At 53.9% G+C, this 24,723-nt stretch carries 29 protein-coding genes; 24 read left to right on the top strand and 5 right to left on the bottom strand.

Features of this window, described 5'->3' with window-relative positions; translation table 11 throughout:
* Positions 1 to 10: 10 nt before the first annotated feature.
* The 17 genes from rplE (at position 11) to G9Q38_RS03055 (ending at position 9,607) form a co-directional block, all read left to right on the top strand.
* Positions 11 to 550 carry a 50S ribosomal protein L5 gene (gene rplE, locus G9Q38_RS03135; RefSeq protein WP_114419063.1) on the top strand — a complete coding sequence of 180 codons (540 nt, stop codon included), beginning with the start codon at positions 11 to 13 and terminating at the stop codon, positions 548 to 550.
* An 11-nt stretch (positions 551 to 561) separates the two neighbouring features.
* Positions 562 to 867 (top strand): 30S ribosomal protein S14, encoded by a 306-nt coding sequence (rpsN, locus tag G9Q38_RS03130; protein ID WP_114419064.1) that lies wholly within the window; start codon positions 562 to 564, stop codon positions 865 to 867.
* Positions 868 to 878: 11 nt separating this feature from the next.
* Positions 879 to 1,274, top strand: a complete 396-nt coding sequence (gene rpsH / locus G9Q38_RS03125; protein ID WP_114419065.1) for a 30S ribosomal protein S8 — start codon at positions 879 to 881, stop codon at positions 1,272 to 1,274.
* A 12-nt stretch (positions 1,275 to 1,286) separates the two neighbouring features.
* Positions 1,287 to 1,820, top strand: coding sequence for a 50S ribosomal protein L6 (gene rplF, locus G9Q38_RS03120; RefSeq protein WP_114419066.1), 534 nt, complete (start codon positions 1,287 to 1,289; stop codon positions 1,818 to 1,820).
* A 21-nt stretch (positions 1,821 to 1,841) separates the two neighbouring features.
* Positions 1,842 to 2,195 carry a 50S ribosomal protein L18 gene (rplR, locus tag G9Q38_RS03115; RefSeq protein WP_114419067.1) on the top strand — a complete coding sequence of 118 codons (354 nt, stop codon included), beginning with the start codon at positions 1,842 to 1,844 and terminating at the stop codon, positions 2,193 to 2,195.
* Between the two features lie 15 nt (positions 2,196 to 2,210).
* A complete protein-coding gene (gene rpsE / locus G9Q38_RS03110) occupies positions 2,211 to 2,729 on the top strand; it encodes a 30S ribosomal protein S5 (protein ID WP_114419068.1) in 519 nt (172 codons plus the stop codon).
* A gap of 3 nt (positions 2,730 to 2,732) precedes the next feature.
* On the top strand, positions 2,733 to 2,921 hold the full coding sequence (gene rpmD / locus G9Q38_RS03105) for a 50S ribosomal protein L30 (protein WP_114419069.1): 189 nt from the start codon (positions 2,733 to 2,735) through the stop codon (positions 2,919 to 2,921).
* Positions 2,922 to 2,932: 11 nt separating this feature from the next.
* Positions 2,933 to 3,376 (top strand): 50S ribosomal protein L15, encoded by a 444-nt coding sequence (gene rplO / locus G9Q38_RS03100; RefSeq protein ID WP_119441920.1) that lies wholly within the window; start codon positions 2,933 to 2,935, stop codon positions 3,374 to 3,376.
* Between the two features lie 10 nt (positions 3,377 to 3,386).
* Positions 3,387 to 4,712, top strand: a complete 1,326-nt coding sequence (gene secY / locus G9Q38_RS03095; RefSeq protein ID WP_114419071.1) for a preprotein translocase subunit SecY — start codon at positions 3,387 to 3,389, stop codon at positions 4,710 to 4,712.
* Positions 4,713 to 4,718: 6 nt separating this feature from the next.
* Positions 4,719 to 4,937 carry a translation initiation factor IF-1 gene (gene infA / locus G9Q38_RS03090; protein ID WP_073104500.1) on the top strand — a complete coding sequence of 73 codons (219 nt, stop codon included), beginning with the start codon at positions 4,719 to 4,721 and terminating at the stop codon, positions 4,935 to 4,937.
* A 32-nt stretch (positions 4,938 to 4,969) separates the two neighbouring features.
* Positions 4,970 to 5,083, top strand: coding sequence for a 50S ribosomal protein L36 (gene rpmJ, locus G9Q38_RS03085; protein ID WP_114419073.1), 114 nt, complete (start codon positions 4,970 to 4,972; stop codon positions 5,081 to 5,083).
* 34 nt (positions 5,084 to 5,117) lie between these two features.
* Complete coding sequence (rpsM, locus tag G9Q38_RS03080) at positions 5,118 to 5,483, top strand: 30S ribosomal protein S13 (RefSeq protein WP_114419074.1); 366 nt, start codon at positions 5,118 to 5,120, stop codon at positions 5,481 to 5,483.
* 16 nt (positions 5,484 to 5,499) lie between these two features.
* Positions 5,500 to 5,901: a 30S ribosomal protein S11 gene (rpsK, locus tag G9Q38_RS03075; RefSeq protein WP_114419075.1), complete on the top strand. Its 402-nt coding sequence runs from the start codon at positions 5,500 to 5,502 to the stop codon at positions 5,899 to 5,901.
* 11 nt (positions 5,902 to 5,912) lie between these two features.
* Positions 5,913 to 6,536 (top strand): 30S ribosomal protein S4, encoded by a 624-nt coding sequence (gene rpsD, locus G9Q38_RS03070; RefSeq protein WP_114419076.1) that lies wholly within the window; start codon positions 5,913 to 5,915, stop codon positions 6,534 to 6,536.
* Positions 6,537 to 6,693: 157 nt separating this feature from the next.
* A complete protein-coding gene (locus G9Q38_RS03065) occupies positions 6,694 to 7,695 on the top strand; it encodes a DNA-directed RNA polymerase subunit alpha (protein ID WP_166127712.1) in 1,002 nt (333 codons plus the stop codon).
* A gap of 110 nt (positions 7,696 to 7,805) precedes the next feature.
* A complete protein-coding gene (gene rplQ, locus G9Q38_RS03060) occupies positions 7,806 to 8,195 on the top strand; it encodes a 50S ribosomal protein L17 (RefSeq protein WP_114419078.1) in 390 nt (129 codons plus the stop codon).
* Between the two features lie 239 nt (positions 8,196 to 8,434).
* On the top strand, positions 8,435 to 9,607 hold the full coding sequence (locus G9Q38_RS03055; RefSeq protein WP_166127710.1) for an ABC transporter substrate-binding protein: 1,173 nt from the start codon (positions 8,435 to 8,437) through the stop codon (positions 9,605 to 9,607).
* Between the two features lie 127 nt (positions 9,608 to 9,734).
* On the opposite strand, the gene G9Q38_RS03050 is transcribed toward G9Q38_RS03055, so the two are convergent.
* On the bottom strand, positions 9,735 to 10,796 hold the full coding sequence (locus tag G9Q38_RS03050; protein WP_166127708.1) for an NAD(P)H-dependent flavin oxidoreductase: 1,062 nt from the start codon (positions 10,794 to 10,796) through the stop codon (positions 9,735 to 9,737).
* A 158-nt stretch (positions 10,797 to 10,954) separates the two neighbouring features.
* Here G9Q38_RS03050 and G9Q38_RS03045 point away from each other — a divergent pair, with 158 nt between their 5' ends.
* The 3 genes from G9Q38_RS03045 to dsbD are packed head-to-tail and all read left to right on the top strand — an operon-like array spanning position 10,955 to position 15,509.
* Entirely contained in the window at positions 10,955 to 13,099 is a 2,145-nt protein-coding gene (locus tag G9Q38_RS03045; RefSeq protein WP_370523900.1) for a TonB-dependent siderophore receptor, read from the top strand.
* Between the two features lie 53 nt (positions 13,100 to 13,152).
* Positions 13,153 to 13,494, top strand: a complete 342-nt coding sequence (gene cutA, locus G9Q38_RS03040; RefSeq protein WP_114419081.1) for a divalent-cation tolerance protein CutA — start codon at positions 13,153 to 13,155, stop codon at positions 13,492 to 13,494.
* Positions 13,494 to 15,509, top strand: a complete 2,016-nt coding sequence (gene dsbD / locus G9Q38_RS03035) for a protein-disulfide reductase DsbD (RefSeq protein WP_205962334.1) — start codon at positions 13,494 to 13,496, stop codon at positions 15,507 to 15,509. Before cutA ends, dsbD begins: the two co-directional genes overlap by 1 nt.
* Before the next feature lie 46 nt (positions 15,510 to 15,555).
* On the opposite strand, the gene G9Q38_RS03030 is transcribed toward dsbD, so the two are convergent.
* The 3 genes from G9Q38_RS03030 to G9Q38_RS03020 are packed head-to-tail and all read right to left on the bottom strand — an operon-like array spanning position 15,556 to position 18,354.
* Positions 15,556 to 16,692 carry a deoxyguanosinetriphosphate triphosphohydrolase gene (locus tag G9Q38_RS03030; protein ID WP_166127706.1) on the bottom strand — a complete coding sequence of 379 codons (1,137 nt, stop codon included), beginning with the start codon at positions 16,690 to 16,692 and terminating at the stop codon, positions 15,556 to 15,558.
* Between the two features lie 8 nt (positions 16,693 to 16,700).
* A complete protein-coding gene (gene aroB / locus G9Q38_RS03025) occupies positions 16,701 to 17,786 on the bottom strand; it encodes a 3-dehydroquinate synthase (protein ID WP_166127703.1) in 1,086 nt (361 codons plus the stop codon).
* Positions 17,767 to 18,354, bottom strand: coding sequence for a shikimate kinase (locus G9Q38_RS03020; protein WP_228276186.1), 588 nt, complete (start codon positions 18,352 to 18,354; stop codon positions 17,767 to 17,769). The genes aroB and G9Q38_RS03020 overlap by 20 nt, the downstream gene beginning before the upstream one ends.
* Before the next feature lie 115 nt (positions 18,355 to 18,469).
* On the opposite strand from G9Q38_RS03020, the gene G9Q38_RS03015 reads away from it, so the two are divergent.
* Positions 18,470 to 20,941, top strand: a complete 2,472-nt coding sequence (locus G9Q38_RS03015) for a penicillin-binding protein 1A (RefSeq protein ID WP_166127700.1) — start codon at positions 18,470 to 18,472, stop codon at positions 20,939 to 20,941.
* Between the two features lie 3 nt (positions 20,942 to 20,944).
* On the opposite strand, the gene cyaY is transcribed toward G9Q38_RS03015, so the two are convergent.
* On the bottom strand, positions 20,945 to 21,274 hold the full coding sequence (gene cyaY / locus G9Q38_RS03010) for an iron donor protein CyaY (protein WP_166127697.1): 330 nt from the start codon (positions 21,272 to 21,274) through the stop codon (positions 20,945 to 20,947).
* Positions 21,275 to 21,304: 30 nt separating this feature from the next.
* Between cyaY and lptM the strand changes: the two genes are divergently transcribed.
* The 3 genes from lptM to G9Q38_RS02995 all read left to right on the top strand — a co-directional run bounded on the left by lptM (position 21,305) and on the right by G9Q38_RS02995 (position 24,711).
* On the top strand, positions 21,305 to 21,502 hold the full coding sequence (gene lptM / locus G9Q38_RS03005) for an LPS translocon maturation chaperone LptM (protein WP_114419086.1): 198 nt from the start codon (positions 21,305 to 21,307) through the stop codon (positions 21,500 to 21,502).
* A gap of 113 nt (positions 21,503 to 21,615) precedes the next feature.
* On the top strand, positions 21,616 to 22,881 hold the full coding sequence (gene lysA / locus G9Q38_RS03000; RefSeq protein WP_166127695.1) for a diaminopimelate decarboxylase: 1,266 nt from the start codon (positions 21,616 to 21,618) through the stop codon (positions 22,879 to 22,881).
* Positions 22,882 to 24,711, top strand: a complete 1,830-nt coding sequence (locus G9Q38_RS02995; protein ID WP_166127692.1) for a bifunctional diguanylate cyclase/phosphodiesterase — start codon at positions 22,882 to 22,884, stop codon at positions 24,709 to 24,711.
* The last annotated feature ends 12 nt before the right edge of the window (positions 24,712 to 24,723 follow it).

The raw sequence follows: 24,723 nt of genomic DNA, 5'->3' as shown, positions 1-24,723 counted from the left end.
GGGCGACAAAATGGCTCGTTTACAAGAGTATTATCGCAATAAGGTCACTGCCGACCTGCAAGCCAAGTTTGGCTACAAAAGCGTGATGGAAGTGCCGCGGATCACCAAGATCACCCTGAACATGGGTGTGTCTGAAGCCGTGGCCGACAAAAAAGTCATCGAGCACGCCGTTTCCGACCTCTCAAAAATTGCAGGTCAGAAAGCCGTGATCACCAAAACACGCAAATCCATCGCGGGTTTCAAAATTCGCGACAACTACCCCATCGGCTGCATGGTCACGCTGCGTGGTCGCCGTATGTATGAATTCCTCGACCGTCTGGTTGCAGTTGCGTTGCCTCGTGTACGCGACTTCCGCGGTATTTCGGGTCGTGCATTCGATGGCCGGGGTAACTACAACGTCGGGGTTAAAGAGCAAATCATTTTCCCTGAAATTGAATATGACAAGATCGACGCGGTGCGCGGGCTGAACATCAGCATTACCACCACTGCCAAGACCGACGACGAAGCCAAGGCATTGCTTACCGCCTTCAGCTTCCCGTTTCGTAACTAAGGGGCGATGACGTGGCTAAACTTTCACTGATTAATCGCGACATTAAACGTGCCAAGCTGGCTGAAAAATATGCTGCCAAGCGCGCTGCACTGAAGACGATCATCGACGATCAGTCCAAGTCAGACGAAGAGCGTTATCAGGCGCGTTTGCAATTGCAGAAACTTCCTCGTAATGCCAATCCCACACGTCAGCGTAATCGCTGTGTGGTTACTGGTCGTCCGCGTGGCGTTTACGCCAAGTTCGGGCTTACTCGTCACAAGCTGCGCGAAATGGCGCTGCGTGGCGAAGTGCCTGGCATGACTAAAGCTAGCTGGTAGGAGAAAACACCATGAGCATGAGCGATCCCATCGCCGACATGTTGACTCGTGTGCGTAATGCGCAAATGGTCAACAAGACGTCGGTCAGCATGCCCTCCTCGAAGCTAAAGGCAGCTATTGCTGCCGTGCTGAAAGACGAAGGCTATATCGACAGTTTTGAAGTTACCGGTGATCAGGCCAAGCCTGTTCTCGAAATTGGTCTCAAGTATTATGCGGGCCGTCCGGTAATTGAACGTATTGAACGTGTCTCACGTCCGGGCTTGCGTATTTACAAAGGCCGCAACGCGATTCCCCAGGTCATGAATGGTCTGGGTGTGGCAATCGTATCCACTCCGCGTGGCGTGATGACCGACCGCAAGGCCCGTGCAACGGGTGTTGGCGGCGAAGTTCTCTGCTACGTAGCTTAAGGGGGTATTGATATGTCACGTATTGCCAAGTATCCCGTTACGCTGCCCAAGGGCGTTGAAATCACATTGAACCCCGACCAGATCATGGTTAAGGGTCCATTGGGCACCTTGTCGCAAGCGCTTACCGGCGACGTCAAAGTCGAGCAACAGGAAGGCAAATTAACGTTTGCAGTTGCCAACGACTCACGTCATGCCCTGGCGATGTCCGGCACAGTGCGCGCACTGGTCAACAACATGGTTACCGGTGTTAGCAAAGGTTTTGAACGTAAACTGAATCTGGTTGGTGTGGGTTACCGCGCTCAGGTTCAGGGTAACGCGCTGAAATTGCAGTTGGGCTTTTCACACGATGTGCTTCATCCTATTCCAGAGGGCGTCAAAATTGAATGCCCTACCCAGACGGAAATCGTCGTGAAGGGTTCGGACAAGCAGGTTGTGGGTCAGGTTGCGGCTGAAATTCGTTCCTATCGTGAACCCGAGCCTTACAAAGGCAAAGGCGTTCGTTATAGCGACGAAACAGTCGTCCTCAAAGAAACCAAGAAGAAGTAAGCGCGCAAGCAAGGAAGAATTATGGATAAAAGAGTCTCCCGTTTGCGTCGTGCAATTGCGACCCGTCGGAAAATTTCCGAGCTGCGTGTTCATCGCCTCTCGGTTTTCCGCTCCAATTCGCACATTTACGCCAACATTATTTCGCCGGAAGGTGATCGCGTTCTGGTCAGCGCTTCAACCGTTGAGCCAGAAGTCCGCAAGGAAGTGGCAAGCGGCGGCAACGTGTCTGCTGCAACACTGGTGGGCAAGCGTGTAGCCGAGAAAGCCAAAGCAGCTGGCATCGAGCAGGTTGCTTTTGATCGCTCGGGCTTCCGTTATCATGGCCGCGTTAAGGCGCTGGCCGAAGCCGCGCGTGAAGCCGGCCTGAAGTTCTAAGCAAGGAATTGTCATATGGCTAAAGCACAAGGCAAGCATCCCGCCGACAAAGAAGACGACGGCTTGCGTGAAAAAATGATTGCGGTCAACCGTGTCAGCAAAGTGGTAAAGGGTGGTCGCACCATGAGCTTTGCAGCACTGACCGTGGTGGGTGACGGCGATGGTCGCATCGGAATGGGTAAAGGTAAAGCCCGTGAAGTGCCGGTTGCCGTTCAAAAAGCAATGGAACAGGCCCGCCGGGGTTTGGTAAAGGTTCCGCTGAAAAGCGGTACGCTGCACCATGCGGTGGTTGGTAAGCACGGTGCATCCACCGTTCTTATCTCGCCGGCTGCCGAAGGTACTGGTGTGATTGCAGGTGGTCCCATGCGCGCTATTTTCGAAGTAATGGGCGTTCGCAACGTTGTTGCGAAGAGCTTGGGTTCAAGCAATCCCTACAACCTGGTTCGTGCTACGCTGAACGGTTTGCGCGCCTGCTCGACACCCTCCGACATCGCTGCCAAGCGTGGCAAGTCGGTGGAAGAAATTCTGGGGTAAGTCATGACGACACAAAAGCAAATCAAAGTAACCCTCGTGCGTTCTGTTATTGGCACAAAGCAATCTCACCGTGCAACCGTGCGCGGTCTGGGTTTGCGTCGCGTCAACAGCAGTCGCGTGTTGGTCGACACCCCCGAGGTGCGCGGGATGATCCGTAAAGTGGATTACCTCGTGGCGGTCTCGGAAGTCTGAAAGGAATCGACATGTCTGTAACGCAATTGAATTCTCTGCAACCCGCTCCAGGCAGCAAGCGTCCGCGCCGTCGTGTTGGTCGTGGGATTGGCTCCGGTCTGGGCAAAACTGCAGGTCGCGGTCATAAAGGCCAGAAATCACGCTCCGGTGGTTTCCACAAAGTAGGTTTCGAGGGCGGTCAAATGCCGTTGTATCGTCGCCTGCCCAAGCGTGGCTTTACCTCTATGAGCCGTCATCTGCGTGCTGAAGTGCGCTTGTCGGAAATTCAGGCTTTGCCGGTCGATGAGATCGACGTTCAAGCTCTGAAACAGGCGGGTGTAGTTGGCCACGGTGTACGTTTCGTGAAAGTGATCAAGTCAGGCGAACTGTCTCGTAAAGTCACGCTGAAAGGCGTGTCGGCTACGGCAGGTGCGCGTGCGGCAATCGAAGCAGCCGGCGGTTCGCTGGTTGAATAAGGGGTAACGGGTGGCTAAGGCTCAGGCACAGAGTAAGGCAGGTCCACGCTACGGCGATTTAAAACGCCGTATCATTTTCCTGCTGCTGGCCCTGGTGGTTTACCGGCTCGGTACGCATATCCCCGCGCCCGGTATTAACCCCGACGCGCTGGCGGAAATGTTCCAGCAGAATCAAAGCGGCATCCTGGGCTTGTTCAACATGTTCTCGGGGGGCGCGCTAGAGCGATTCTCGGTCATGGCGCTGGGGATCATGCCGTACATTTCGGCTGCCATTATTATGCAGTTGATGTCCGTCGTGGTGCCTTCGCTTGAGGCGCTGAAGAAAGAAGGCGAGGCCGGTCGCCGCAAAATCACCCAGTACACGCGCTACGGCACGGTGTTTCTGGCGCTGATTCAGGCGGTGGGTATTTCGGTGGCGCTTGAATCGCAACCCGGCCTGGTAATTGATCCCGGTATGCTGTTTCGTTTCACTACGGTTGTCACCCTGGTAACGGGAACGATGTTCCTGATGTGGTTAGGCGAGCAAATTACCGAGCGCGGAATCGGAAATGGTATTTCCATCCTGATTTTCGCCGGTATTGTTGCGGGTCTGCCCAGTGCCTTGTCCGGCATGATGGATCTTGTCCGTACCGACGCAATGTCCATACTCTCGGCGTTGTTCATTCTGGTGCTGGTGGTGGCTGTGACGTATTTCGTCGTGTTCGTCGAGCGTGGCCAGCGTCGCATTACAGTGAACTATGCCAAGCGCCAGGTGGGCAATAAAATGTATGGGGGGCAAAGCTCGCATTTGCCGCTGAAGCTGAATATGGCCGGCGTTATTCCGCCCATTTTTGCCTCGTCCATCATTCTGTTGCCGGCCACTATTACCAGCTGGTTCTCCAGCAACCCCGATATGCGTTGGCTTAGTGACCTTGCCGGAGCGTTGGCACCTCACCAGCCTTTGTATGTCACGTTGTTTTCAGCTTTAATTATTTTCTTCTGCTTTTTCTATACGGCGTTGGTATTCAACAGTCGTGAAACGGCAGATAACCTGAAGAAGAGTGGTGCTTTCGTTCCAGGTATTCGCCCGGGTGAACAGACCGCACGTTATATCGACAAGATTCTCATGCGTCTGACTCTGGTTGGCTCCATCTACATTACGGCGGTGTGTTTGCTGCCCGAATTCATGCAGATGCGCTGGAACGTGCCGTTTTATTTCGGTGGCACCTCGCTTTTGATTATTGTCGTGGTAACGATGGACTTCATGGCTCAGGCTCAGTCCTACATGATGTCTCAACAGTATGATTCGTTGCTTAAGAAGGCGAACTTCAAAGGCGCGGGTCTGCCAATGCGGTAATTTGAAATGGCAAAAGATGACGTCATTCAGATGCAGGGCGAAGTATTAGAGAACCTGCCTAACGCAACATTCCGCGTCAAGCTGGAAAATGGCCATATCGTTTTGGGCCATATATCGGGCAAGATGCGTATGCATTACATCCGGATTCTGCCGGGTGACAAGGTCACAGTGGAACTCACGCCCTATGATCTGTCTCGCGCCAGAATTGTGTTCCGCTCGAAATAAGCGGCCCGGGTAAAGGAAACTAGGAGTCAACCATGAAAGTAATGGCATCGGTAAAAAGAATTTGCCGTCATTGTAAAGTTATCAAACGTCACGGCGTGGTACGTGTAATTTGCACCGATCCCCGTCATAAGCAGCGTCAAGGCTAATTGCCGACACGTAACGGATTAACAAGGAACAGTCATGGCCCGTATTGCTGGCATTAACATTCCGCCGCATCAGCACACTGTTATCGGTCTTACCGCCATTTTTGGCGTCGGCCCGACACGTGCTCGTCAAATTTGTGACGCAACCGGCATCGAACGTACAAAGAAAGTCAAGGATCTCACCGACGCTGAGCTCGAGAAAATTCGTGAGCAAGTGGGATCGTTCACGGTTGAGGGTGACCTGCGCCGTGAAGTTCAACTGTCTATCAAGCGTCTGATCGACCTGGGAACCTATCGCGGCCTGCGTCATAAGCGCGGTCTGCCGGTGCGTGGTCAGCGTACACGCACCAACGCGCGCACCCGTAAAGGTCCGCGTCGTGCAGCGGCTTCCCTGAAGAAATAATCTCGAGGACTAGAAGATGGCGAAAGCTTCCAACAGCGGCGCATCGCGCGTACGCAAGAAAATCAAGAAGGTTGTCTCGGACGGCATTGCGCACGTTCACGCATCCTTCAACAACACAATCATCACGATTACCGACCGTCAGGGCAATGCATTGTCTTGGGCGACTTCGGGTGGCGCAGGCTTCAAAGGCTCGCGTAAATCCACACCGTTTGCCGCTCAGGTTGCTGCAGAATCGGCAGGTCGTACCGCGATTGAATACGGCATCAAGAATCTTGAAGTACGTATCAAAGGCCCCGGCCCCGGTCGCGAATCGTCCGTACGTGCGTTGAATGCACTGGGTATCAAGATCACCAGCATCTCCGATATCACACCCGTTCCGCACAATGGTTGCCGTCCGCCCAAGCGCCGTCGCATTTAAGAGGAAGCATCATGGCACGTTATATTGGACCAAAATGCAAGCTCTCGCGTCGCGAGGGTACCGATCTTTTCCTGAAGAGCGCCCGTCGCTCGCTGGATTCGAAGTGCAAACTCGAATCCAAGCCTGGTCAGCATGGCCGCACTTCCGGTGCGCGTACGTCCGACTACGGTTTGCAGCTGCGCGAAAAGCAAAAGCTCAAGCGTATGTATGGCGTCTTGGAAAAGCAGTTCCGCAAGTATTTTGCTGAAGCCGAGCGTCGTCGCGGCAACACGGGTGAAACGCTCATCCAGTTGCTTGAGTCGCGCCTCGACAATGTTGTATATCGCATGGGCTTTGGCTCAACGCGCGCTGAAGCGCGTCAGTTGGTTAGCCATCGCGCTATTCAGGTGAATGGCCAAACAGCCGACATTGCGTCGATGATCGTTAAAGCCGGTGATGTGGTTACCATTCGCGAGAAAGCCAAGGCGCAAGCACGTATTCGTGAGGCTCTGGATTTGGCTGCGGGTATTGGTTTTCCCCAATGGGTGGAAGTCGACGCAACCAAGCTAACCGGCACGTTCAAGCAAGCCCCCGACCGCGCTGATGTTGCTCGCGACATCAACGAGTCGATGGTTGTTGAATTGTATTCGCGTTAATTCGCGTCTGCGTTCTGCAGTGTCAGGCTTTGGCCCACTTTTCAGTCGAATCTGGAAAGTGGGCTTTGCAGTGAAAATTCCCGGCAGTTTTATATTGTCATTCTTGTCCGTCAGCCTTATCGGTGTAACGAGCCGAGGGTATTGAAAAGGAACATACATGTCGTCACAAGCTCTGTTGAAGCCCCGTTCTATCGAGGTTGAATCCCTTACCCCCAACCACGCAAAAGTGGTCATGGAGCCGTTTGAACGCGGCTATGGTCATACGTTGGGTAACGCATTGCGCCGCATTCTGCTGTCTTCCATGACAGGCTATGCGCCAACCGAAGTTCAAATTACGGGTGTGGTTCACGAGTATTCCACGCTGCCCGGCGTGCGTGAAGACGTTGTCGACATTTTGTTGAATTTGAAAGGCGTCGTATTCAAGCTGCACAACCGTGAGGAAGTGACACTCACTTTGCGCAAGCAAGGTGCCGGCGAAGTGAAGGCATCGGATATCGAGTTGCCTCACGACGTGGAGATCATCAACCCCGATCACATCATTGCCACCTTAACTGAAGACGGCAAGCTGGAAATGCAGATCAAGGTTGATCAGGGTCGCGGATATGTCCCCGGCAACGTGCGTGCCCTCTCGGAAGACAGCGCTCATACGATTGGCCGTATTATTCTTGACGCATCTTATAGCCCTATTCGCCGCGTAAGTTATGCGGTTGAAAGCGCGCGTGTTGAGCAACGTACCGACCTCGACAAACTGGTGATGGACATCCAGACCAACGGGGTTATTTCGCCTGAAGAAGCAGTACGCCAGGCGGCCCGTTTGCTGATGGATCAAATCTCGGTCTTCGCCGCGCTCGACGGCCCAGGCGATGTGGTAACCGAAGCAGTCGGCGGCACCCGTGGCGGCAGCAAAGAACCTATCGATCCTGTTCTGTTGCGACCTGTCGACGACCTTGAACTGACCGTTCGTTCCGCCAACTGTCTGAAAGCCGAAAATATTTACTATATCGGCGATCTGATTCAGCGCACCGAGAACGAGTTGTTGAAAACACCGAACCTGGGTCGCAAGTCGTTGAATGAAATCAAGGAAGTGCTCGCCGCGCGTGGCCTTACATTGGGTATGAAGCTCGATAACTGGCCACCACTGGGTCTTGAGCGTCCTTAACTGTTCGTTTTATTTCACCACCGGACCGCGGCGTAAGTCGATAGAAGATCCGGTTAACTATGCCGGCATGCCATGGCAATGCCGGTTTTTAAGATTCAAAGGAAATTATCATGCGTCATCGCAGTGGATTACGTAAACTGAACCGCACTAGTAGCCATCGTTTGGCTATGTTCCGCAACATGGCTGTTTCGTTGATTACACACGAAGCAATCAAAACCACCGTTCCCAAAGCCAAAGAGCTGCGTCGAGTTATTGAACCGTTGATCACCCTGGGTAAAGAGCCCACGCTGGCCAACAAGCGTTTGGCTTTCGCACGTTTGCGCGATCGCGACGCAGTCGTGAAGTTGTTCGATGAGCTCGGACCGCGTTTCAAAGAGCGCAACGGTGGTTACACCCGCGTATTGAAAATGGGCTTCCGTCAGGGTGACAATGCACCTATGGCATTCATGGAGCTGGTTGATCGTCCCGCTGAAGAAGAAGCGCAAGACGACGCCGAATAAGCAAAGCTGAATAACGGCGGTAGGTTTTTTGCCGCTGTTTGTCAGACATTTTTAGCCCCGTAAGGGGCTATTTTTATGGCTTTTTCCTTTCGAATGCTTGAAGGTTCAAGTTTTTTTGTAACAATTCGGGGAAACCCTGCCCGATTGCGCTTGTTCGCTTACATAAAACCCAATAAAGTTTCAGCATGACATCTGATTTGATCTGTCAATGTTCTATGTGTTTCTTAAGGGGAAGTTGAATGTTTAAAAAATTAGCTCTGGGGTGCATGGCTTCGGCTGTTATGGCATTAAGTACGAATGTCATGGCAAAAGACCCTGTCCGCATTGGTTTCATTACTACGCTAAGCACACCGGCCGGTTACCTGGGTGAAGACGCCCGCGACGGTTTTAATCTGGCGATTAAACAAGGTAACGGCACACTGGGTGGTGTGGCGGTTGAAACGATTGTTGAGGACGACGGCCTGAAGCCTGCCAACGGCAAGCAAATCGCCGACCGCCTCTTGGCCGACGACGTTAAATTGTTCACAGGCGTTATTTTTTCGAACGTGTTAACTGCTATTGCGCCGTCCATCGCTCAAGGCGATTCTTTCTATGTCAGCGTAAATGCAGGCCCGTCTCCTTTCGCGGGTAAGCGTTGTATGAAAAATTACTTTGTGGGTTCCTACGAGAACTCGGCACTGCATGCAGCCGGTGGCGCTGCCGCCAATGAGCTGGGTTACAAGCGGGTTGCCCTGGTTGCGCCCAATTACCAGGCTGGTCGCGATGCGCTGGCAGGTTTCAAGCGTGAATACAAAGGCGAAGTGGTGGCTGAGCTCTACACCAAGCTCGACCAGAACGACTTTTCGGTTGAAATGGCTCGTTTGCGCGATCTGAAGCCTGACGCCATTTATGAATTCCATCCAGGTGGCCTGGGCATTAACTTTGCGAAGCAGTATGCCGCTTCCGGCTTGGGTGAAACCATTCCCATGATTTTGCCGGTATTCTCGATGGATAACCGTATGTTGAAAGCAACGGGTGATTCCGCCGAAGGCTTGTACACAGTGGCCTTATGGTCGCAAAACCTCGATGTACCCGCCAACAAGGCGTTTGTTGAGGCCTTCCAGAAAGAGTATGGCCGTATGCCGACCCACTACGCAGCCACTGCTTACGACACGGCAAACCTCATTGGTTCAGCTTTGAAAGCGGTAGACGGTGACATCAGCAAAACCGATGCATTCCGCGATGCGATGCGCAAGGCCGATTTCAATGCCGTTCGTGGCAACTTCAAATTCGATACCAATCAACATCCAATTCAGGACTACTACCTGATGAAGCTCGAGCGTGATGCCAACGGTGATCTCACACCAAACGTGGTGCGCAAAGTCATGGAAATGCAGGAAGACGTTTTCAAGTCTGAATGCGAAATGAACTAAAGATGGTATAACCAACAAGAACGGGCTGAGGCCCGACAGGTAGGACAGACCTATTTGAACCCCCGCTTGCGGGGGTTTTTCTTTATGTTCTGGGTGGTTATCGCGCGTATTGCGCAAGATAGCGTCGTTAAATCGAGCACTCTTGTGCCAGCGTCGCAACCAGTTCGGCGGCCGGCAGCTCCCGGGCCATTAACGCCGCTTGACCCGCCCAATGCGCTGAAAAGGCATGGTTCCCGAGGTGAGTCGCCGCCGCACTCAGCTGTTTGGCTGCGTCGTAAGCAATAGGATACGCAGGGGGTTCGAGTTTGGTTGCCAATTCGGCGTGGTGGGTGAATCGGTTGCGTATGCCTCGGGCGGGCCGTCCTGAAAATGCCGAGGTCAAGCATGTTGATGCGGCATCTTCGCTTTTGAGGACGGTTCGATAACCTTCGTTCGCAGCCGATTCGGGGCACAGTATGAACGCAGTGCCAAGCTGAGCCGCAGCCGCACCCAAGGTTAAGGCCGCCTTGATGCCCTGACCGTCCATGATGCCCCCGGCGGCAATGATGGGAAGGTTTACGTTCTTCACCAGCAAACGGACGAGTACGGTTGTGCTTAATTTCTCATCAACGGCATGGGTACTGAAGAGTCCGCGATGCCCCCCTGCCTCAATGCCTTGGGCAACGATGGCATCAATGCCGTGCGCTTGAATTCGACGTGCGTCCTCAAGGTTGGTCGCTGTTGCCACCGTATAAATACCGCGATTTCGAAGTGCTTTGATTTGCTCTGTTGGTGGCAAACCAAAATGGAAACTCACTACCGCCGGCCGGGTGTCAAGCAACATATTGAACACTTCGTCGTCGCTAATAAAGCTTTTGTACATTTCGTTCAATGAGGTCGGTAACTTCGCTCCGCATTCCGTGAACAAAGGTTTTAAGTGTTCAAGCCAGGCTGCTTCCGTTTTTTCATCTCTTAGAGGCGGTTCGTGGCAGAAAACATTGACGTTAAACGGGCGTGAAGTGAGCGCCTGGGTTTGCTCAATCATTTGTCTGGCCTGGGACGCGCTGCTTGTGGCAATACCTAAAGACCCCAGGCCTCCCGCATTCGATACCGCCGCGGCCAACATAGGCGTGGCCACGCCGGCCATTGGAGCCTGGATAATAGGATGACGGATACCCAGCCGGGTTGCGAATGGATTCAAGTTACTCATTTCAGCTCAATATTAACAAGAGTGCAAAACCGTTGCATTAATACAAATGAGAATTGATGTTGTTTGCATTCACATATAAAATCGCCCGTTATGACAAAAATATGACGGGAGTTGTGATGAAACACGAGAAGCAATTTGCCGCCTGCGCGGTGCACCTCATGCCAGGGGCGCGTTTAAAGGCTCTGGCAGGTGTATTGGCCGTAGCGGGCTTATTGACTATGCCGGTACAGGCACAAACAAAGGGGTCGGAAGATGACGCTGTACAGGCGCCTGTGGCTACCCTTCCGCAGGTAACAGTACAGGGCGTCAGGCCCGATACGTCGATCCAGCAATTGAATGAATCGGTGGATGGCGGCGCGTTAGGGTCGAAAACCCAGTTGGAGACCCCATTTTCCACGACGGTTGTGACGGGCGAAGACCTTGAGCGTCGTCAGGTGACAAAATTGGGAGACGTATTCACGCTGGATGCGGCCGTATCAGACAATAGCGCGCAGGATGGCGCCTGGGCGAACTATCTTACGGTTCGAGGGCTTCAGCTTGATTGGCAAAATGGTTATCGCATCGATGGTAAGCCATTTCTTAGTTATGTCACCGTGTTGCCTTATGAGCAATTGGAGCGTGTGGAGCTGCTTAAAGGTGCCAGCGGTTTCATGTACGGGTTCGGGTCGCCCGGCGGCATCATTAACTACGTAACCAAACGCCCCACCGATGAACCGGTGCGCGAGGTGAGCCTGGGCTATCACTCCGACAGTATTTTCCGAGAGAGCGCAGATATTGGCGGACGGGCAGGCCACAATGACTGGTTCGGCTATAGGCTGAATGTCACGCACGAAGAAGGCGAAGGATTCAACAAAAGTAAATTAAACCGCAATGCAGTTTCGCTGGCACTGGATGCGCGCATTACCGAAAAGCTTACGTGGGACATGCAGGCGCTGTATCAGCACCGTAAAACCAAAGATCCTGAGCCCACGATTTATACCGGGCTTTATGCCGCAACCGATTTGCCCTCACCAGTGCGTAATAATGAAAAACTGGTGGGCGATGGTACGTATGTGGACAATGAGTTCCGCTACTTTGCCACGGGGCTGGAGTACCAGTTGGCTCCCACCTGGAAAGTAAGAACTGATTTCAGCCACGCAACTACCCGTACACGCCGCGCCGAAGAGGTGATTTTTCTGCGTAACCAAGCAGGTGATTATGATGACTATCGTTCCGACTACGGAGAGTTCTACCAATTCAATTCGTGGCAGACGCAGGTGGAAGGCCGTTTCCAAACGGGCACTGTCGGGCATGACTTGGTAGCGGGTATAGCGTATCAAGACCAGCATACCGATCTGGCCGCCAACGGTGTTTATAAGCAAATTAGTACCGGAAATATTTGGAGTCAAAACAACAACGCGTTCTACACTTCGGGCACCATGGATACGGGTTTGGGCATGTATCGTGCCAACACCATTACACAAAAATCAGTTTATGCTAGCGATACGTTGAAGTTTTCACCTGAATGGTCGCTGTTGGCGGGCTTGCGGTATACAAACTACGAACAGCGCACTTTTACGCCGGCCGGCGCCCAGAGCAGTGTTTATAAAAAGAATGGCGTGCTGACGCCCACTTTGGCCTTAATGTACAACTTCACACCTCGTACCATGGCCTACGTTAGTTACGTGGAGTCGCTTGAGCCGGGAACCATTGTCGGCAGCACCTATGCCAATGCCGGAGCGCTGCTTGACCCCCTGAAAAGCCGTCAATATGAAATCGGTGTGAAAACCGAACAAGATGGCTGGTCTGCCACTGCCGCCGCGTTCCGCATCGAAAAAGCCGCGCAATACACCAACGCCTCCAACGAATTGGTGCAGGATGGTGAGTCTTTGTTCCAGGGTATCGAGCTGGGGGCATCGACCACTTTGGGTGACTGGTTCCTGGGCGCTACCGCGATGGCGTTGGATACCGAGTACAAGAAAGGGGTGGCCAATATCGGCAAGCGGGTGGCGGGCGCGCCGCGCTTCATTGCGGCGGCACAGGTGGGTTATAACGTGCCCCAAGTGCCGGGGTTGCAGCTTTATGTCGATGCGAAATACACGTCCGCCACGCCTTTGCGACCCAACAACGAGATTAGCGTGGATTCCTACACGCTGGTTAATATCGGTGCCAATTACGATACACGGATCCATGGTTACGACACCACTTTTCGGTTGGCAGTGAACAATGTGTTCAATAAAAAATACTGGATGTATCAATACTCCGATTACATCAAGGCGGGTGACCCCACAACCGTTAGCTTAAGCGCAAGCATGCGATTCTAAAGCGCCTGCTGCCTTCGGTTAAACTGGTTCAGATTCTTTTTTTGCGAGTTGCTATGTCTGAACTGGTTGTCATTCTAAGCAATGCGCCCGATTCATTACTGGCCAAGCGCATTGCTCATATGCTGGTTGAGGAACAATTGGCCGCGTGCGTGAACCTTGGGCCGCCAAGCTTGTCTATGTATATGTGGCAGGGGCGGCTCGAGGGGGCGGAAGAAGTTCCCTTAACGATTAAAACTACGCGCGATATGGCCGCGCGGGTCATTGATCGGATTCGCGAACTGCATCCTTACGAGGTGCCCGAAGCGCTGGTGTTACCTGTCGTTGGCGGGCTCCAGCCTTATGTGGATTGGGTTCGGGAGCAAGCGACCGGGCTAGCATCAGGGAACGAAGAATAATGCAGCAAATCAGTACGAGGTTTATGGTGGCTTTGCTGGCCGCCTTTTTTGTGTGGCTGGGGGTGTTGGGTTCCAGCCTGGCGCAATCGCCCGAAGATTTTCTCCCGCCCGACGAAGCTTTTTCGTTGTCGGTTGCGCAACAAAACGGGCAAGTGCAGGTGCACTATCGTATTGCGCCCGAATACTATATGTATCGCGACCGCTTTCAGTTCGCAGTGGGTGAGCAAACGCTTGAGCCTCAGGTACAAACCTTCCCGCCGGGCCTGGTGAAATATGACCCTACATTCGATCAGAATATGGAGGTGTATTACGAGCAGGTCACCGTTCTGCTCGATCTGCCGCAAGGCTTGCCTACTCCCGCCAAGTTAACTATTACAAGCCAGGGCTGCGCCGATGCCGGCCTGTGCTATCCACCCCAAACCGAGCAATTGTCCTTACGTGCACAGGGCGGTGTGTATCAGATTAGCGGTGACGCGGTCGTCGATCAGGTGCCGCCGCCGCTGCAAACAGTTGTCGATCCCGGGAAGTCGGCTTCGTCTGCAGGCGCCGTCGGCGGGTCACAAGCTGGTAGCGCGTCGAAGGCCGGTTCCATCGGCCAGTTAAGTGATGTCGGACTGGCTGAGTATCTGGCTTCGGCCAATATCTGGACCCTTGTCCTTGCCTGTTTTCTTCTGGGTATTTTGCTGACCTTTACCCCGTGTGTGTTGCCGATGGTGCCGATTCTGATGGCGGTGATCGCCGGTACGCACAAGGGTGATCAGAAACCTGCGCGATGGCGCGGCTTGTCGTTGGCGGCAACTTATGTCCTGGGCGTTTCTTTGCTCTATACCGCGATGGGTGTGGCAGCCGGGTTGGCCGGCGCCGGGTTGGCGGCCTGGTTGCAGAACCCGTGGGTCTTGTCGGTATTTGCCGCTTTGCTGGCCTTGCTTGCGTTGGCGATGTTCAACGCTTACAACGTTCAAACACCCTTGGCAATGCAAAATGCGCTGGGTGCTTATTTGCAGCGTATTCCGGGCGGGCACTATAGTGGCGCGTTTCTAATGGGTCTGGTGTCAGCCCTTATTGTTGGGCCGTGTGTGGCCGCGCCTTTGGCCGGCGTATTGCTGTTTATTTCGCAAACCGGTGATGCCGCCGTGGGAGCGGCCGCGTTGTTTGCGTTGGCGTGGGGCCAGGGCGTTTTGTTGCTGGCCCTGGGGGCGGGTTCGGGTGCCTTGCTGCCCAAAGCCGGCCCCTGGATGGAAGGGGTCAAAATCTTGTTTGGGGTTCTGCTTCTGGCCACAGCGTGGTGGATGCTCAACTCCGTGCTGCCCGATGGGCTGATGGTTTTGGGCTGGGTCGTGTTGACGCTTTGGTCGGCAGTCTTGCTGGGTGCATTTCGTCAAGTTGCTTCAGGTTTGTTTGCGTATCTTGGCAAGGCGCTGGGGCTTTTACTGGCAGGCTGGGCATTGTTGATGATGGTGGGGATGGCCATGGGCACATACAGTGTGCTTCAGCCATTAGGCGGCTTTGGCGCAGCAGGTATGGCTGCTAACGGCGGCACGGCGGGTACCGGCGCGGCTCCCAGCGTGAAGTCACAGTTTGTGAAAGTGCGCTCTGTACAAGAGCTGGATGCCATTCTGGCCGGTACAAATCGTCCTGTGTTGCTGGATTTCTATGCCGATTGGTGTGTGTCTTGCATTGAAATGGAACGCTTTACGTTCACCGACCCGGCGGTTGCGCAGTCGATGAGTCAGTTCGTCTTGGTGCAGGCCGACGTAACTAAAAACACCGACGAAGACCGCGCATTACTTGAGCGTTTCCGGTTGTTCGGCCCGCCCGGTATTATCTTTTTTGACGCTGCAGGTCGCACACTGGATTCGCCGCGTGTGATTGGCTTTATGCGTGCGGAACCTTTTAACGATGCTTTGCAGCAAGTGCTAAGGCAACATGGAGCGCCGCCAACGCCCGCCGCAGACGTCTTAAGCAGCGCGCGTCCTGAGGAAGCATCGTGGTTGATGCAGCAGGGCGTTAAATAAGCCTTGCTGAATTGAAACTGTTTAAGCGCGTGGCTCGGTACCCACGTTACAGGTTGCTTCCCATTTGAAATAACTCGCGGTGCTCTTTAATGGCGAAGCGGTCTGTCATGCCGGCAATGTAGTCGGCAATGGCGCGGGCCTGCGCAAGGGGGTTAGCGCGGCGGTACTCCAGCGACAGCAAACGGGGTTCGTTTTGGTAGGCAATGAAGAGCTCGCGCACAATGCGACGTGCTTTGGTGGTCATGCGAATTACGCGATGATGCCGATATAGATTCTCGAGTAAAAAGCGTTTCAGGGCATCAGCCTGCGCCCGCATGGGGGCGGAAAAGGCGGCCAACGGCGGGCATTGGCGGACATCGTTCGGACTTTGGGGCTGATGCTGTTGAATGTTCTGTCGTGTGGTATCCGTTAAGTCGATGATGAGCGTATTGATCATGGCGCGAATGGTTTCCGCAATGGCGCGCCGTCGTTCAAGATTGCGATGCCTGGCCATGACCTGCGCGTAATGAGTGGCAAAAATCTCCAGCATTTGCAATTGCTCAATGGAAATGAGTCCGGAGCGCAGGCCGTCGTCGACATCATGGTTGTTGTATGCAATTTCGTCGGCCAGATTGGCTATTTGTGCTTCCAGTGTGGGTTGGCGTTTAAGCAGGAATCGCTCACCCATTTCGCCCAGCTCCCGCGCGGCGCGCGGCGAGCAATGTTTCAGAATACCTTCGCGTGTTTCAAAGCAAAGATTCAACCCGTTGAACGCAGCGTAGCGTTCTTCCAGTTCATCCACTACGCGCAGACTTTGTAAGTTGTGTTCGAAGCCGCCGGCGTCCGGCGCAAACTCACGCATGCAGGCGTTAAGTTCGTCTTGCCCAGCATGCCCGAATGGGGTGTGGCCCAGGTCGTGGGCCAACGAAATGGCCTCGATTAAATCTTCATGTAAACCCAAATTGCGTGCCAGACTGCGCGCAATTTGCGCCACCTCGATACTGTGTGTGAGCCGTGTCCGGAACAAATCGCCTTCATGGTTGATGAAAACCTGGGTTTTGTATTCCAGTAACCGGAAGGCGTTGCAATGAATAATGCGGTCGCGATCGCGTTGAAACTCGCTGCGCCCGGTGGGCGACGCTTCCAGGTGCCGGCGGCCGCGCGACTGTTCCGGTGTGGCGGAGTAGGGAGCCAAGCCCGACATGCAGTCTCCTAAAGAGCCGGTACGGCGGTTTTATGCAGAACGTCGCGCACAACGTTCAGGGGTGCGGTCTGCACAACCGCTTTACCGATTTCGGGTAACAAGACAAAGCGAATCTGGCCTCCTTCCGCTTTTTTGTCGACCTGCATCAGTTCAATCCATCGTTCTGTACCCAAATTGGGCGGTTTAACCGGGCAGCCGATGGCATGAACAAGATTGCGAATGCGTTCTACGGTAGCCGAGTCAAGCCCAACGGTGTGGGCCGACAGCGTTGCCGCCTGGATCATACCGCAACCCACTGCTTCGCCGTGCAGCCAGTCGCCATAGCCTAATCCGGCTTCAATGGCATGGCCGAAGGTGTGGCCAAAATTCAGAATGGCGCGCAAGCCCGATTCGCGTTCGTCTTCGCCGACCACGTAGGCTTTGCATTCGCACGAACGCTGGATGGCATAGGAAATCGTTTCTTCATCGAGTGCCTTCAGGGCGCTTACCCGTGCTTCGCACCAGTTAAAGAATTCGTCATCGATAATGAGCCCGTACTTGATGACTTCGGCTAAACCCGCCGCCACTTCCCGTTCGGGCAATGTGTGAAGCACGTTGGTGTCGATCTCAACTGCGATGGGTTGGTAAAACGCGCCAATCATGTTCTTGCCCAGCGGATGGTTAATGCCGGTTTTGCCGCCAACCGATGAATCGACCTGGGCCAGCAACGTGGTGGGTACTTGCAGAAACCGGACGCCGCGCATATAGCAGGCAGCGGCAAACCCCACCATATCGCCGATGACGCCGCCGCCCAGTGCCACCAGCAAACATTTGCGGTCGAAGCGGTTTTCCAGCAGAGCGTCGAAGATTGTCTGCAGCGTTTCCCAGTTTTTATGGGCCTCGCCATCGGGTAAGGTAATTTCAATAATGTGCTTGTCGGTATGTGCCAGGGATTCGCGTGCCGCTTTCAAATACAGTGAGCCCACCGTTGGGTTGGTGACGATGGCAATGGCCGTTACGTTATCGGGTACGCTTTCGTGCAGTTTGCGCAACCGGCCCGCGCCAATATGAATCGGGTAGCGTCCGCCGGGTGTATTAACTTGAACAGTGGTCATGAGAATAGGTTTGCAAAAGGTGAACCAAAGATTGCACCGCTTGGGCAATTGGCATGCTGCCTGTGTCGAAGGTTAAGTGTGCAACCTCATTGTAAAGGGGGGTGCGAAGCGTGAGCAGTTCGTTCAGGCGCGCGCGAGGGTTCTGCGTTTGAATGAGGGGGCGATTCCTGTCTTTGGCAATACGGCGGTACAATTCATCTTCACGGGCGCGCAAATAAATGACAATGCCGTGCGTTTTCAGAATATGACGATTTTCAGGTGCCAGCACCGCGCCGCCTCCGGTTGCCAGTACCAGGTTGTTTTGCGTGGCGTATTCGTTCAGCATGGCTGTTTCGCGTTTGCGGAACCCTTCCTCACCTTCAACCTCGAAGATATGGGAAATGGGCACGCCGCAGCGTGCTTCAATGACGAGGTCAAGGTCGATAAACTCGCGCCCAAGGGCACGGGCCAAAGCCCTGCCGATTGTGGTTTTGCCCGCGCCCATCATGCCCACCAGGAAAATGGGGGTGTCGTATGGTAGCGACGGGTTGGCAATACTTGTATTGCCAGAACGTGAAGTGTCATTCATTCTAGTATTATCCCACTAGCCCAACCCCAATTGGATGCTGTGCTGCATTAAACTGTTACATAAACTTAATGCGCAAATCATAGTCTGATTCAACTTAGACTTAAAATCGCCGGTAATGAGCTCATCAAAAAATTCTTCAAAAACGTCGAATCCGCCAAACCACTGGTTTCGGCGTTTCTTTCTTAAAAGCGTTGTCTTCGTGGCGGGGCTGGGTCTGTGCGGAGCCTTGCTGGGTTCTTTGGCCCTGGCGCTTGCCTGGCCGAACCTGCCCGACTTAAGCGCCATGATCGATTACAAGCCGCGTGTGCCGCTGCGTATTTATACGGCGGACAACGTGCTTATCGGCGAATTCGGTGAAGAGCGTCGCAATGTGTTGCGCTTCGACGAGGTGCCCGACGTGATGAAATCGGCCATTCTGGCCGCTGAAGACGACCGCTTTTATCAGCACAGTGGTATCGACTGGATGGGTGTGGCGCGTGCGGTGGTGGCTAATATTTCGAATATGTCCAAATCGCAGGGTGCCAGCACGATTACCATGCAGGTGGCGCGTAATTTCTATTTGTCGTCGGAAAAAACATACACCCGCAAGTTTTACGAGTTATTGCTTACCTTCAAAATTGAAGCCACGCTAACCAAGAACGAAATTCTCGACCTGTACATGAACCAGATTTATCTGGGTCATCGGTCATACGGGTTTGCTGCAGCTGCCCGCACGTATTTCGGCAAGCAGCTGCAAGATATCACCTTGGCCGAGGCTGCCATGTTGGCGGGTATACCAAAAGCGCCGTCTCGCTTGAACCCCCGTTACAGCATGCCGCGGGCGAAAGATCGTCAAAAGTACGTGTTGAACCGCATGCTGTCGTTGGGCTACATCACTGAACAAGAGTACCAAGACGCCATTAACCAACCTATTATTCTGAAATCAGCGCCTGGCACCCCAATGGGCGGTTACGCCATCCATGCTGAATACGTGGCCGAGCTGGCGCGGCGTCTGTTATTTACCGTTTACCAAGACGACGTTTATTCGCGTGGCTTGAATGTCTACACCACGGTGAACTCAAAAGAACAGCAAACTGCATACGAAGCCGTGCGTGCCGGTGTACTTGATTACACGCGTCGGGCCCGTTATCCCGGCCCCGAGGAAACCATTGATCTGCCTCAAGGCATCGAGAATGATCCCGAGCGCTTTAATGAAGTGATTGACCAGATCCAGGAAAAGTACCGCGATAGCGACGACCTGATGGTTGGGGTTGTGCTATCGGCCGCGCCCGATAAGGTGGTGGTTGCCCGTTCACCTGAACAAATCGTGGAAATTACTAACAAGTCGGCATTGAAGGTGGTGGCCCGGGGCTTGGTGAAAAACGCCAAGCCGCCCGAAAAAATCGAGCGCGGTTCAGTGGTGTATGTTCGGGATACGGGTGAATATTGGGAATTGCTGAACATGCCTTCGGTCGAGGCCGCATTCGTAGCAATGCGCCCGCAAGATGGGGCCATTCGTGCATTGGTGGGCGGTTTCGGCTTTGAAGAGCATTTCAACCGTGTTACCCAGGCGTGGCGCCAGCCGGGATCGGCCTTCAAGCCGTTTATCTATGCCGCCGCGCTCGAGCGAGGGTTGACGCCGGCAACACAGGTATCGGATGAGCGTTTTCGTTTAACCGCCGAGCAAACCGGCTCGCGGGCGTGGGAACCCAAGAACTACGGCAATGATTACGAGCCTATGCTAACCATGCGCCAGGGCTTGTACCGTTCCAAGAACATGGTGTCGATTCGCATTATGCAAGCAATTGGCCCGCAATATGCACAAGACTACATCACCCGTTTTGGCTTCGATCGTGCCCGCAATCCCGCCGTTTTGCCACTGGCATTGGGTGCGGGCGGCGTGACGCCTTTGCAACTTGCCGGGGCGTATACCGTGTTTGCAAACGGCGGTTACCGGGTTCCACCTTATCTTATCGATCGTGTGACCGATAGCGAAGGAAAAGTATTAATGCAGGCCCGGCCTGTGGTGGCCGGTGACACCTCCGCGCGGGTCATTGATCCGCGCACGGCATATGTGATGTACGACATGTTGCGTGGTGTGGCGCGTCAGGGCACGGCGGCGCGTTTGGCTCGCGATTTGGGGCGCGCCGACGTTGCCGGCAAAACCGGCACCACCAACGATTCTCATGACGCGTGGTTCGCCGGCTTTACGCCTAACTTGGTGGGCGTTGCATGGATGGGCTTCGATCAGCCTCGTTCTTTAGGGTCGCGGGAGACGGGCGGCGGTGCATCGTTGCCTATTTGGCTCGATTACATGAGATTTGCCCTGGAAGACATTCCTGTGGCCGAGCCTGGTCCAATGCCTGACGGTCTCATTCGTGAAAACGGCGAATTCTATTTTGCAGAGTTCCCACCGGGCCAGGCGGTGGCCCGGGTGGGGTTGCCTTCGCCCGAGGAAATGATGTTGAACGGGCAATTGCCCGAAGATATGCAACCGCTGGGCTCGGGGGGCGGCAATGACGGTATTGGCGCCCTGTTGAATCAATTAACCGGGGGTGGAGGCGACAACACCCCACAAGACGCGCAACCCGCACGCGTTCAGTTTTAGGCCCTAAACCGTTACTTTGATGGACTTACCGCTGATTTCCGAGCAAATTTGCGAAAGCGTTTCGGCCATGTCGGGGCCGCCTCGCGTATCAACCCATTTCTGCCCGTCGAAACGGTAGTGGAAACCGCCGGTACGCGCGGCCACCCACATTTCCTTCATTGGGGCCTGGCTGTTCACAACGACCTGAACATCATTGTTGAAGATGACGGTCAGAACGTTGCCGTTGCGGTTGGCGTCAATGTCGAGATCGTAAAGCGCCGCCCAATCATCGGCCTGGCTTTCAAGGTGATCAAGAATGGCTTCACTGCGTGCAAGAAATTCTGATTCGTTCATAATGACTACCTATAATTTTTGGAGTGATTCATGCGAGCGTCGTTAAAACAGGCTCCCACGTTAACATCGTTAACTCGCATTGTAGCCAGCATTGCTTTGTTGTGGGGCGTGGCTGCCTGTGGTTATAAAGGGCCGCTGACACAGCCGCCTCCGGCGCCGCCCGATTCCTCCCTGACCACCCCGCCGGCACCGCCCGACAACATGAGCGAAGGGCCGTCTACGCGTTAACCCTTGTGTTTTGCCTGCCCGGTTGGTCTGGTTCATTGCTATGATTAGGCCCGTTCCGAGGCATTATTACGTGTAACTGACATAATTTAAATAACCCCATTCCGTTTCAACGCATGACTGTTTCCCCTCATTTCAATTTTAAACAAGGCGTTTTGCATGCCGAGGGGGTGCCGCTTACCCTGCTGGCCGATGAATTCGGTACGCCCCTGTATGTTTATTCCCGTCAGGCACTCAAAGACGCATGGCAGTCATATGCTGACGCGGCGGCGGGCCGCAATGTGTTGGTGTGCTTCGGGATGAAGGCTAATTCGAATCTGGCTGTACTGAATGAGTTTCGCAAGTTGGGTGCCGGTTTCGATATCGTCTCCGGGGGTGAATTGGCGCGCGTTATGTCGGTGGGGGCAGACCCTGCGAAAGTTGTTTTTTCGGGTGTGGGTAAGCAAGCCTGGGAAATGCGCGCAGCTTTGGACGCCGGCGTAAAGTGCTTCAATGTTGAGTCTGAACCCGAATTGGAACGTCTGGCGCAAGTGGCTGCGGGAATGGGCAAAGTGGCGCCGGTATCGTTACGCGTGAACCCCGACGTAGACGCACAAACGCATCCGTATATTTCTACGGGGCTGAAAGAAAACAAGTTCGGCATTGCCATTCAGGATGCCCCTGCCGTGTATGCGCGGGCGTCGGCCATGCCGAGCCTGAAAGTGGTGGGGCTCGACTGTCATATCGGTTCCCAAATAACCCAGGTGAGCCCTTATCTCGACGCGCTCGATAAATTGCTGGAACTGGTTCGAACATTGCAAAGCCAGGGCATTGCAATTGAACATCTCGATTTGGGTGGCGGTATTGGTATTCGTTATACCGATGAAACATTGCTGTCGCCGAGTGTCTTGTTGAATCAGGTTTATGCCCGTTTACACGAAGAGCAATTAAGCGACCTGCAGATTGTGCTTGAACCGGGACGGTCATTGGTGGGCAATGCGGGGGTTTTGCTTACACGGGTTGAGTACCTTAAGCATGCCGAAGCACGTAACTTCGCCATTGTCGACGCGGCCATGAACGACTTGTTGCGTCCTACGCTTTATGATGCGTGGCACGATGTGGAGCCGGTTCAGCAATCCGCAGAATCGGCGCAGGCGCAAACCTACGACGTGGTCGGGCCAATTTGTGAAAGTGGCGACTGGCTTGCCAAGGCGCGTACCTTGGCCTTGAAACAGGGTGATTTGCTGGCGATTATGTCTGCCGGTGCTTATGCCTTTACGATGGCCAGTCAGTACAACACTCGGCCGCGCCCTGCTGAAGTGATGGTCGACGGCACTGCGTTCCATGTGGTGCGCCCGCGAGAAACGCTGGCCGACTTGTTCGCTTCCGAGAGAACGCTATAGATGACGGCGTTTGACAACCTGGCAGATTCAGAGTTGCTGTTCGCACTGGTCGTGTCGGCGTTGCTTGTTTTTGTTTTGGTGGTCAGTACCCGTTGGGCTGAGCGGCGCAGCCGCTTACGTTCCCAGGCCGAACTGCAGCGGGTATACAGTGTGGCGCCCATCGGCATGTTTTCGCTTTCTCTTGAAGGCAAGCTCACCAATATTAATCATGTGTTGCGGGACATGCTCGATATTCCCGAGCTGAACGAGCATTATGGCTTGTGGGAAAACCATTTTGGCCGGCAAGCGTGGATTCGTCTGGTGAATGCGCTTGAAATGGATGGCCAGGCCGAGCTTGAAATTCATAACCTGCGCCACGCGCCTCATATTCCGCGCCGCTCTTATTTGGTTAAAGCGGTGCTTGAGGCCGATCGTATTGAAGGCTCCTTGCAAGATATCACCGGTCATGCCGACGCGATTTCCAAGTTGCGTTTGCAGGCCAACCGGGATCCCTTAACCGACGCCCTTAATTCCAAAGGGATCGATCTCCAACTGGCAGACAGTTTGCGACGGCTCGAAGAAGGTGAAACATTCGTGCTGGGTTATTTGGAATTGAACTCCCTGAAAACGGTGAATAATCTTTACGGCAAGCCGGCCGGCGACGATGTGCTGAAGCAAGTATGTGAGCGCGCAAAACAGGCGCTGGGCATGGAAGGGCAGTTGGGGCGACTAACGGGTTCCGAGTTTCTGATCTTCTTTGTGAATGTGGGTCTCGATAAGGCGCGCAAGCTGTGTCAGTCGATTCTGGATGACTTGCATGATCAGCCTTGCCTGGTGGGAACAACCCCTTTTCGTTTCAAGGCGTCGATGGGTTTGGTGGGAATTGAACCTGCTCAAATCGATGCGCACGACGCGGTATTGGTCGCTAAACGAGCTGCGCGTGAAGCACGTGAATCCGGCTTGAATCATGTTGTAGTGCATCAGCATAGCGCCGAGGCGTTGTCGGAACAAAGCCAGGAGTTGCGCCTGCTGCGCAAGTTCAGTAGCGGTTTCGATGTCACCGGTTTCTCGGTGGTGATGCAGCCTATTATGTCGTTGAATGACCCATTCGGCTCACTGAATTTTGAAGTGTTGCTTCGCATGCATGATCCCAAGGGGGCGTTGGTTCCTACAGGCAAAATCATTTCCGCCGCAGAAGAAAGCGGGATCATGCCGTTAATCGACCATTGGGTGGTCAGTACCACGCTGCAATGGCTGCACAATAATCAACATCGGCTTGAAAACACGGAGTTTGTCTGTGTGAACTTGAACGGTATGTCATTGAATGATGACTCATTCGTGGAGATGTTTTTTGCCCTGTTCAATCGTTACGGTCATGTGGCGCGCAAATTGCTTATTGAAATTACGGAGAGCGTTGCCGTAAAAGACATGGAGCGCACCCGAAGCTTCATTTCCCGGGCTCAGGAAAAAGGCGCAAAAGTAGCGTTGGATGATTTCGGCGCGGGCTACACTTCGTTCGCCTACCTTAAGCAATTGCCCGCCGACGCCTTGAAAATCGACGGCGCGTTCATCTGCAACATGAATGAGCATCCTACCGATGTGGCGATAGTGCGCGCTATTGTGGCGTTGGCGAAAAGCCTGAACATGATCAGCATTGCAGAATGGGCCGAAGACCTGGCCACGTTGCGCACGTTGAAGGAATTGGGGGTCGATTACGTGCAGGGTTACGTTATTGCTCGCCCACAGTCGCCGGAATTAATCCCGTATGCGCTGAACAGCGCCGGGTTTATTGAAGATAAAAAAACCCGGCAGTATTTAAGTTATGGGCAGCCTGAGGCGCAAATTATTTAGCTTTGCGCTTCA

It is taken from the genome of Pusillimonas sp. DMV24BSW_D, assembly GCF_011388195.1.
GTDB lineage: Bacteria > Pseudomonadota > Gammaproteobacteria > Burkholderiales > Burkholderiaceae_B > Neopusillimonas > Neopusillimonas aestuarii.
The sequence above is the reverse complement of the archived record's forward strand: the minus strand, read 5'-3'. Positions and strand labels throughout refer to the sequence as shown.

What these genes read in the sequence shown, in the direction of transcription:
- rplE (WP_114419063.1), top strand. Translation starts at nt 11, where the DNA reads ATGGCTCGTTTACAAGAGTATTATCGCAATAAGGTCACTGCCGACCTG.
- rpsH (WP_114419065.1), top strand. Translation starts at nt 879, where the DNA reads ATGAGCATGAGCGATCCCATCGCCGACATGTTGACTCGTGTGCGTAAT.
- rplF (WP_114419066.1), top strand. Translation starts at nt 1,287, where the DNA reads ATGTCACGTATTGCCAAGTATCCCGTTACGCTGCCCAAGGGCGTTGAA.
- rplR (WP_114419067.1), top strand. Translation starts at nt 1,842, where the DNA reads ATGGATAAAAGAGTCTCCCGTTTGCGTCGTGCAATTGCGACCCGTCGG.
- rpsE (WP_114419068.1), top strand. Translation starts at nt 2,211, where the DNA reads ATGGCTAAAGCACAAGGCAAGCATCCCGCCGACAAAGAAGACGACGGC.
- rpmD (WP_114419069.1), top strand. Translation starts at nt 2,733, where the DNA reads ATGACGACACAAAAGCAAATCAAAGTAACCCTCGTGCGTTCTGTTATT.
- rplO (WP_119441920.1), top strand. Translation starts at nt 2,933, where the DNA reads ATGTCTGTAACGCAATTGAATTCTCTGCAACCCGCTCCAGGCAGCAAG.
- infA (WP_073104500.1), top strand. Translation starts at nt 4,719, where the DNA reads ATGGCAAAAGATGACGTCATTCAGATGCAGGGCGAAGTATTAGAGAAC.
- rpmJ (WP_114419073.1), top strand. Translation starts at nt 4,970, where the DNA reads ATGAAAGTAATGGCATCGGTAAAAAGAATTTGCCGTCATTGTAAAGTT.
- rpsM (WP_114419074.1), top strand. Translation starts at nt 5,118, where the DNA reads ATGGCCCGTATTGCTGGCATTAACATTCCGCCGCATCAGCACACTGTT.
- rpsK (WP_114419075.1), top strand. Translation starts at nt 5,500, where the DNA reads ATGGCGAAAGCTTCCAACAGCGGCGCATCGCGCGTACGCAAGAAAATC.
- rpsD (WP_114419076.1), top strand. Translation starts at nt 5,913, where the DNA reads ATGGCACGTTATATTGGACCAAAATGCAAGCTCTCGCGTCGCGAGGGT.
- G9Q38_RS03065 (WP_166127712.1), top strand. Translation starts at nt 6,694, where the DNA reads ATGTCGTCACAAGCTCTGTTGAAGCCCCGTTCTATCGAGGTTGAATCC.
- rplQ (WP_114419078.1), top strand. Translation starts at nt 7,806, where the DNA reads ATGCGTCATCGCAGTGGATTACGTAAACTGAACCGCACTAGTAGCCAT.
- G9Q38_RS03055 (WP_166127710.1), top strand. Translation starts at nt 8,435, where the DNA reads ATGTTTAAAAAATTAGCTCTGGGGTGCATGGCTTCGGCTGTTATGGCA.
- G9Q38_RS03050 (WP_166127708.1), bottom strand. Translation starts at nt 10,796, where the DNA reads ATGAGTAACTTGAATCCATTCGCAACCCGGCTGGGTATCCGTCATCCT.
- G9Q38_RS03045 (WP_370523900.1), top strand. Translation starts at nt 10,955, where the DNA reads ATGCCAGGGGCGCGTTTAAAGGCTCTGGCAGGTGTATTGGCCGTAGCG.
- cutA (WP_114419081.1), top strand. Translation starts at nt 13,153, where the DNA reads ATGTCTGAACTGGTTGTCATTCTAAGCAATGCGCCCGATTCATTACTG.
- dsbD (WP_205962334.1), top strand. Translation starts at nt 13,494, where the DNA reads ATGCAGCAAATCAGTACGAGGTTTATGGTGGCTTTGCTGGCCGCCTTT.
- G9Q38_RS03030 (WP_166127706.1), bottom strand. Translation starts at nt 16,692, where the DNA reads ATGTCGGGCTTGGCTCCCTACTCCGCCACACCGGAACAGTCGCGCGGC.
- aroB (WP_166127703.1), bottom strand. Translation starts at nt 17,786, where the DNA reads ATGACCACTGTTCAAGTTAATACACCCGGCGGACGCTACCCGATTCAT.
- G9Q38_RS03020 (WP_228276186.1), bottom strand. Translation starts at nt 18,354, where the DNA reads ATGAATGACACTTCACGTTCTGGCAATACAAGTATTGCCAACCCGTCG.
- G9Q38_RS03015 (WP_166127700.1), top strand. Translation starts at nt 18,470, where the DNA reads ATGAGCTCATCAAAAAATTCTTCAAAAACGTCGAATCCGCCAAACCAC.
- cyaY (WP_166127697.1), bottom strand. Translation starts at nt 21,274, where the DNA reads ATGAACGAATCAGAATTTCTTGCACGCAGTGAAGCCATTCTTGATCAC.
- lptM (WP_114419086.1), top strand. Translation starts at nt 21,305, where the DNA reads ATGCGAGCGTCGTTAAAACAGGCTCCCACGTTAACATCGTTAACTCGC.
- lysA (WP_166127695.1), top strand. Translation starts at nt 21,616, where the DNA reads ATGACTGTTTCCCCTCATTTCAATTTTAAACAAGGCGTTTTGCATGCC.
- G9Q38_RS02995 (WP_166127692.1), top strand. Translation starts at nt 22,882, where the DNA reads ATGACGGCGTTTGACAACCTGGCAGATTCAGAGTTGCTGTTCGCACTG.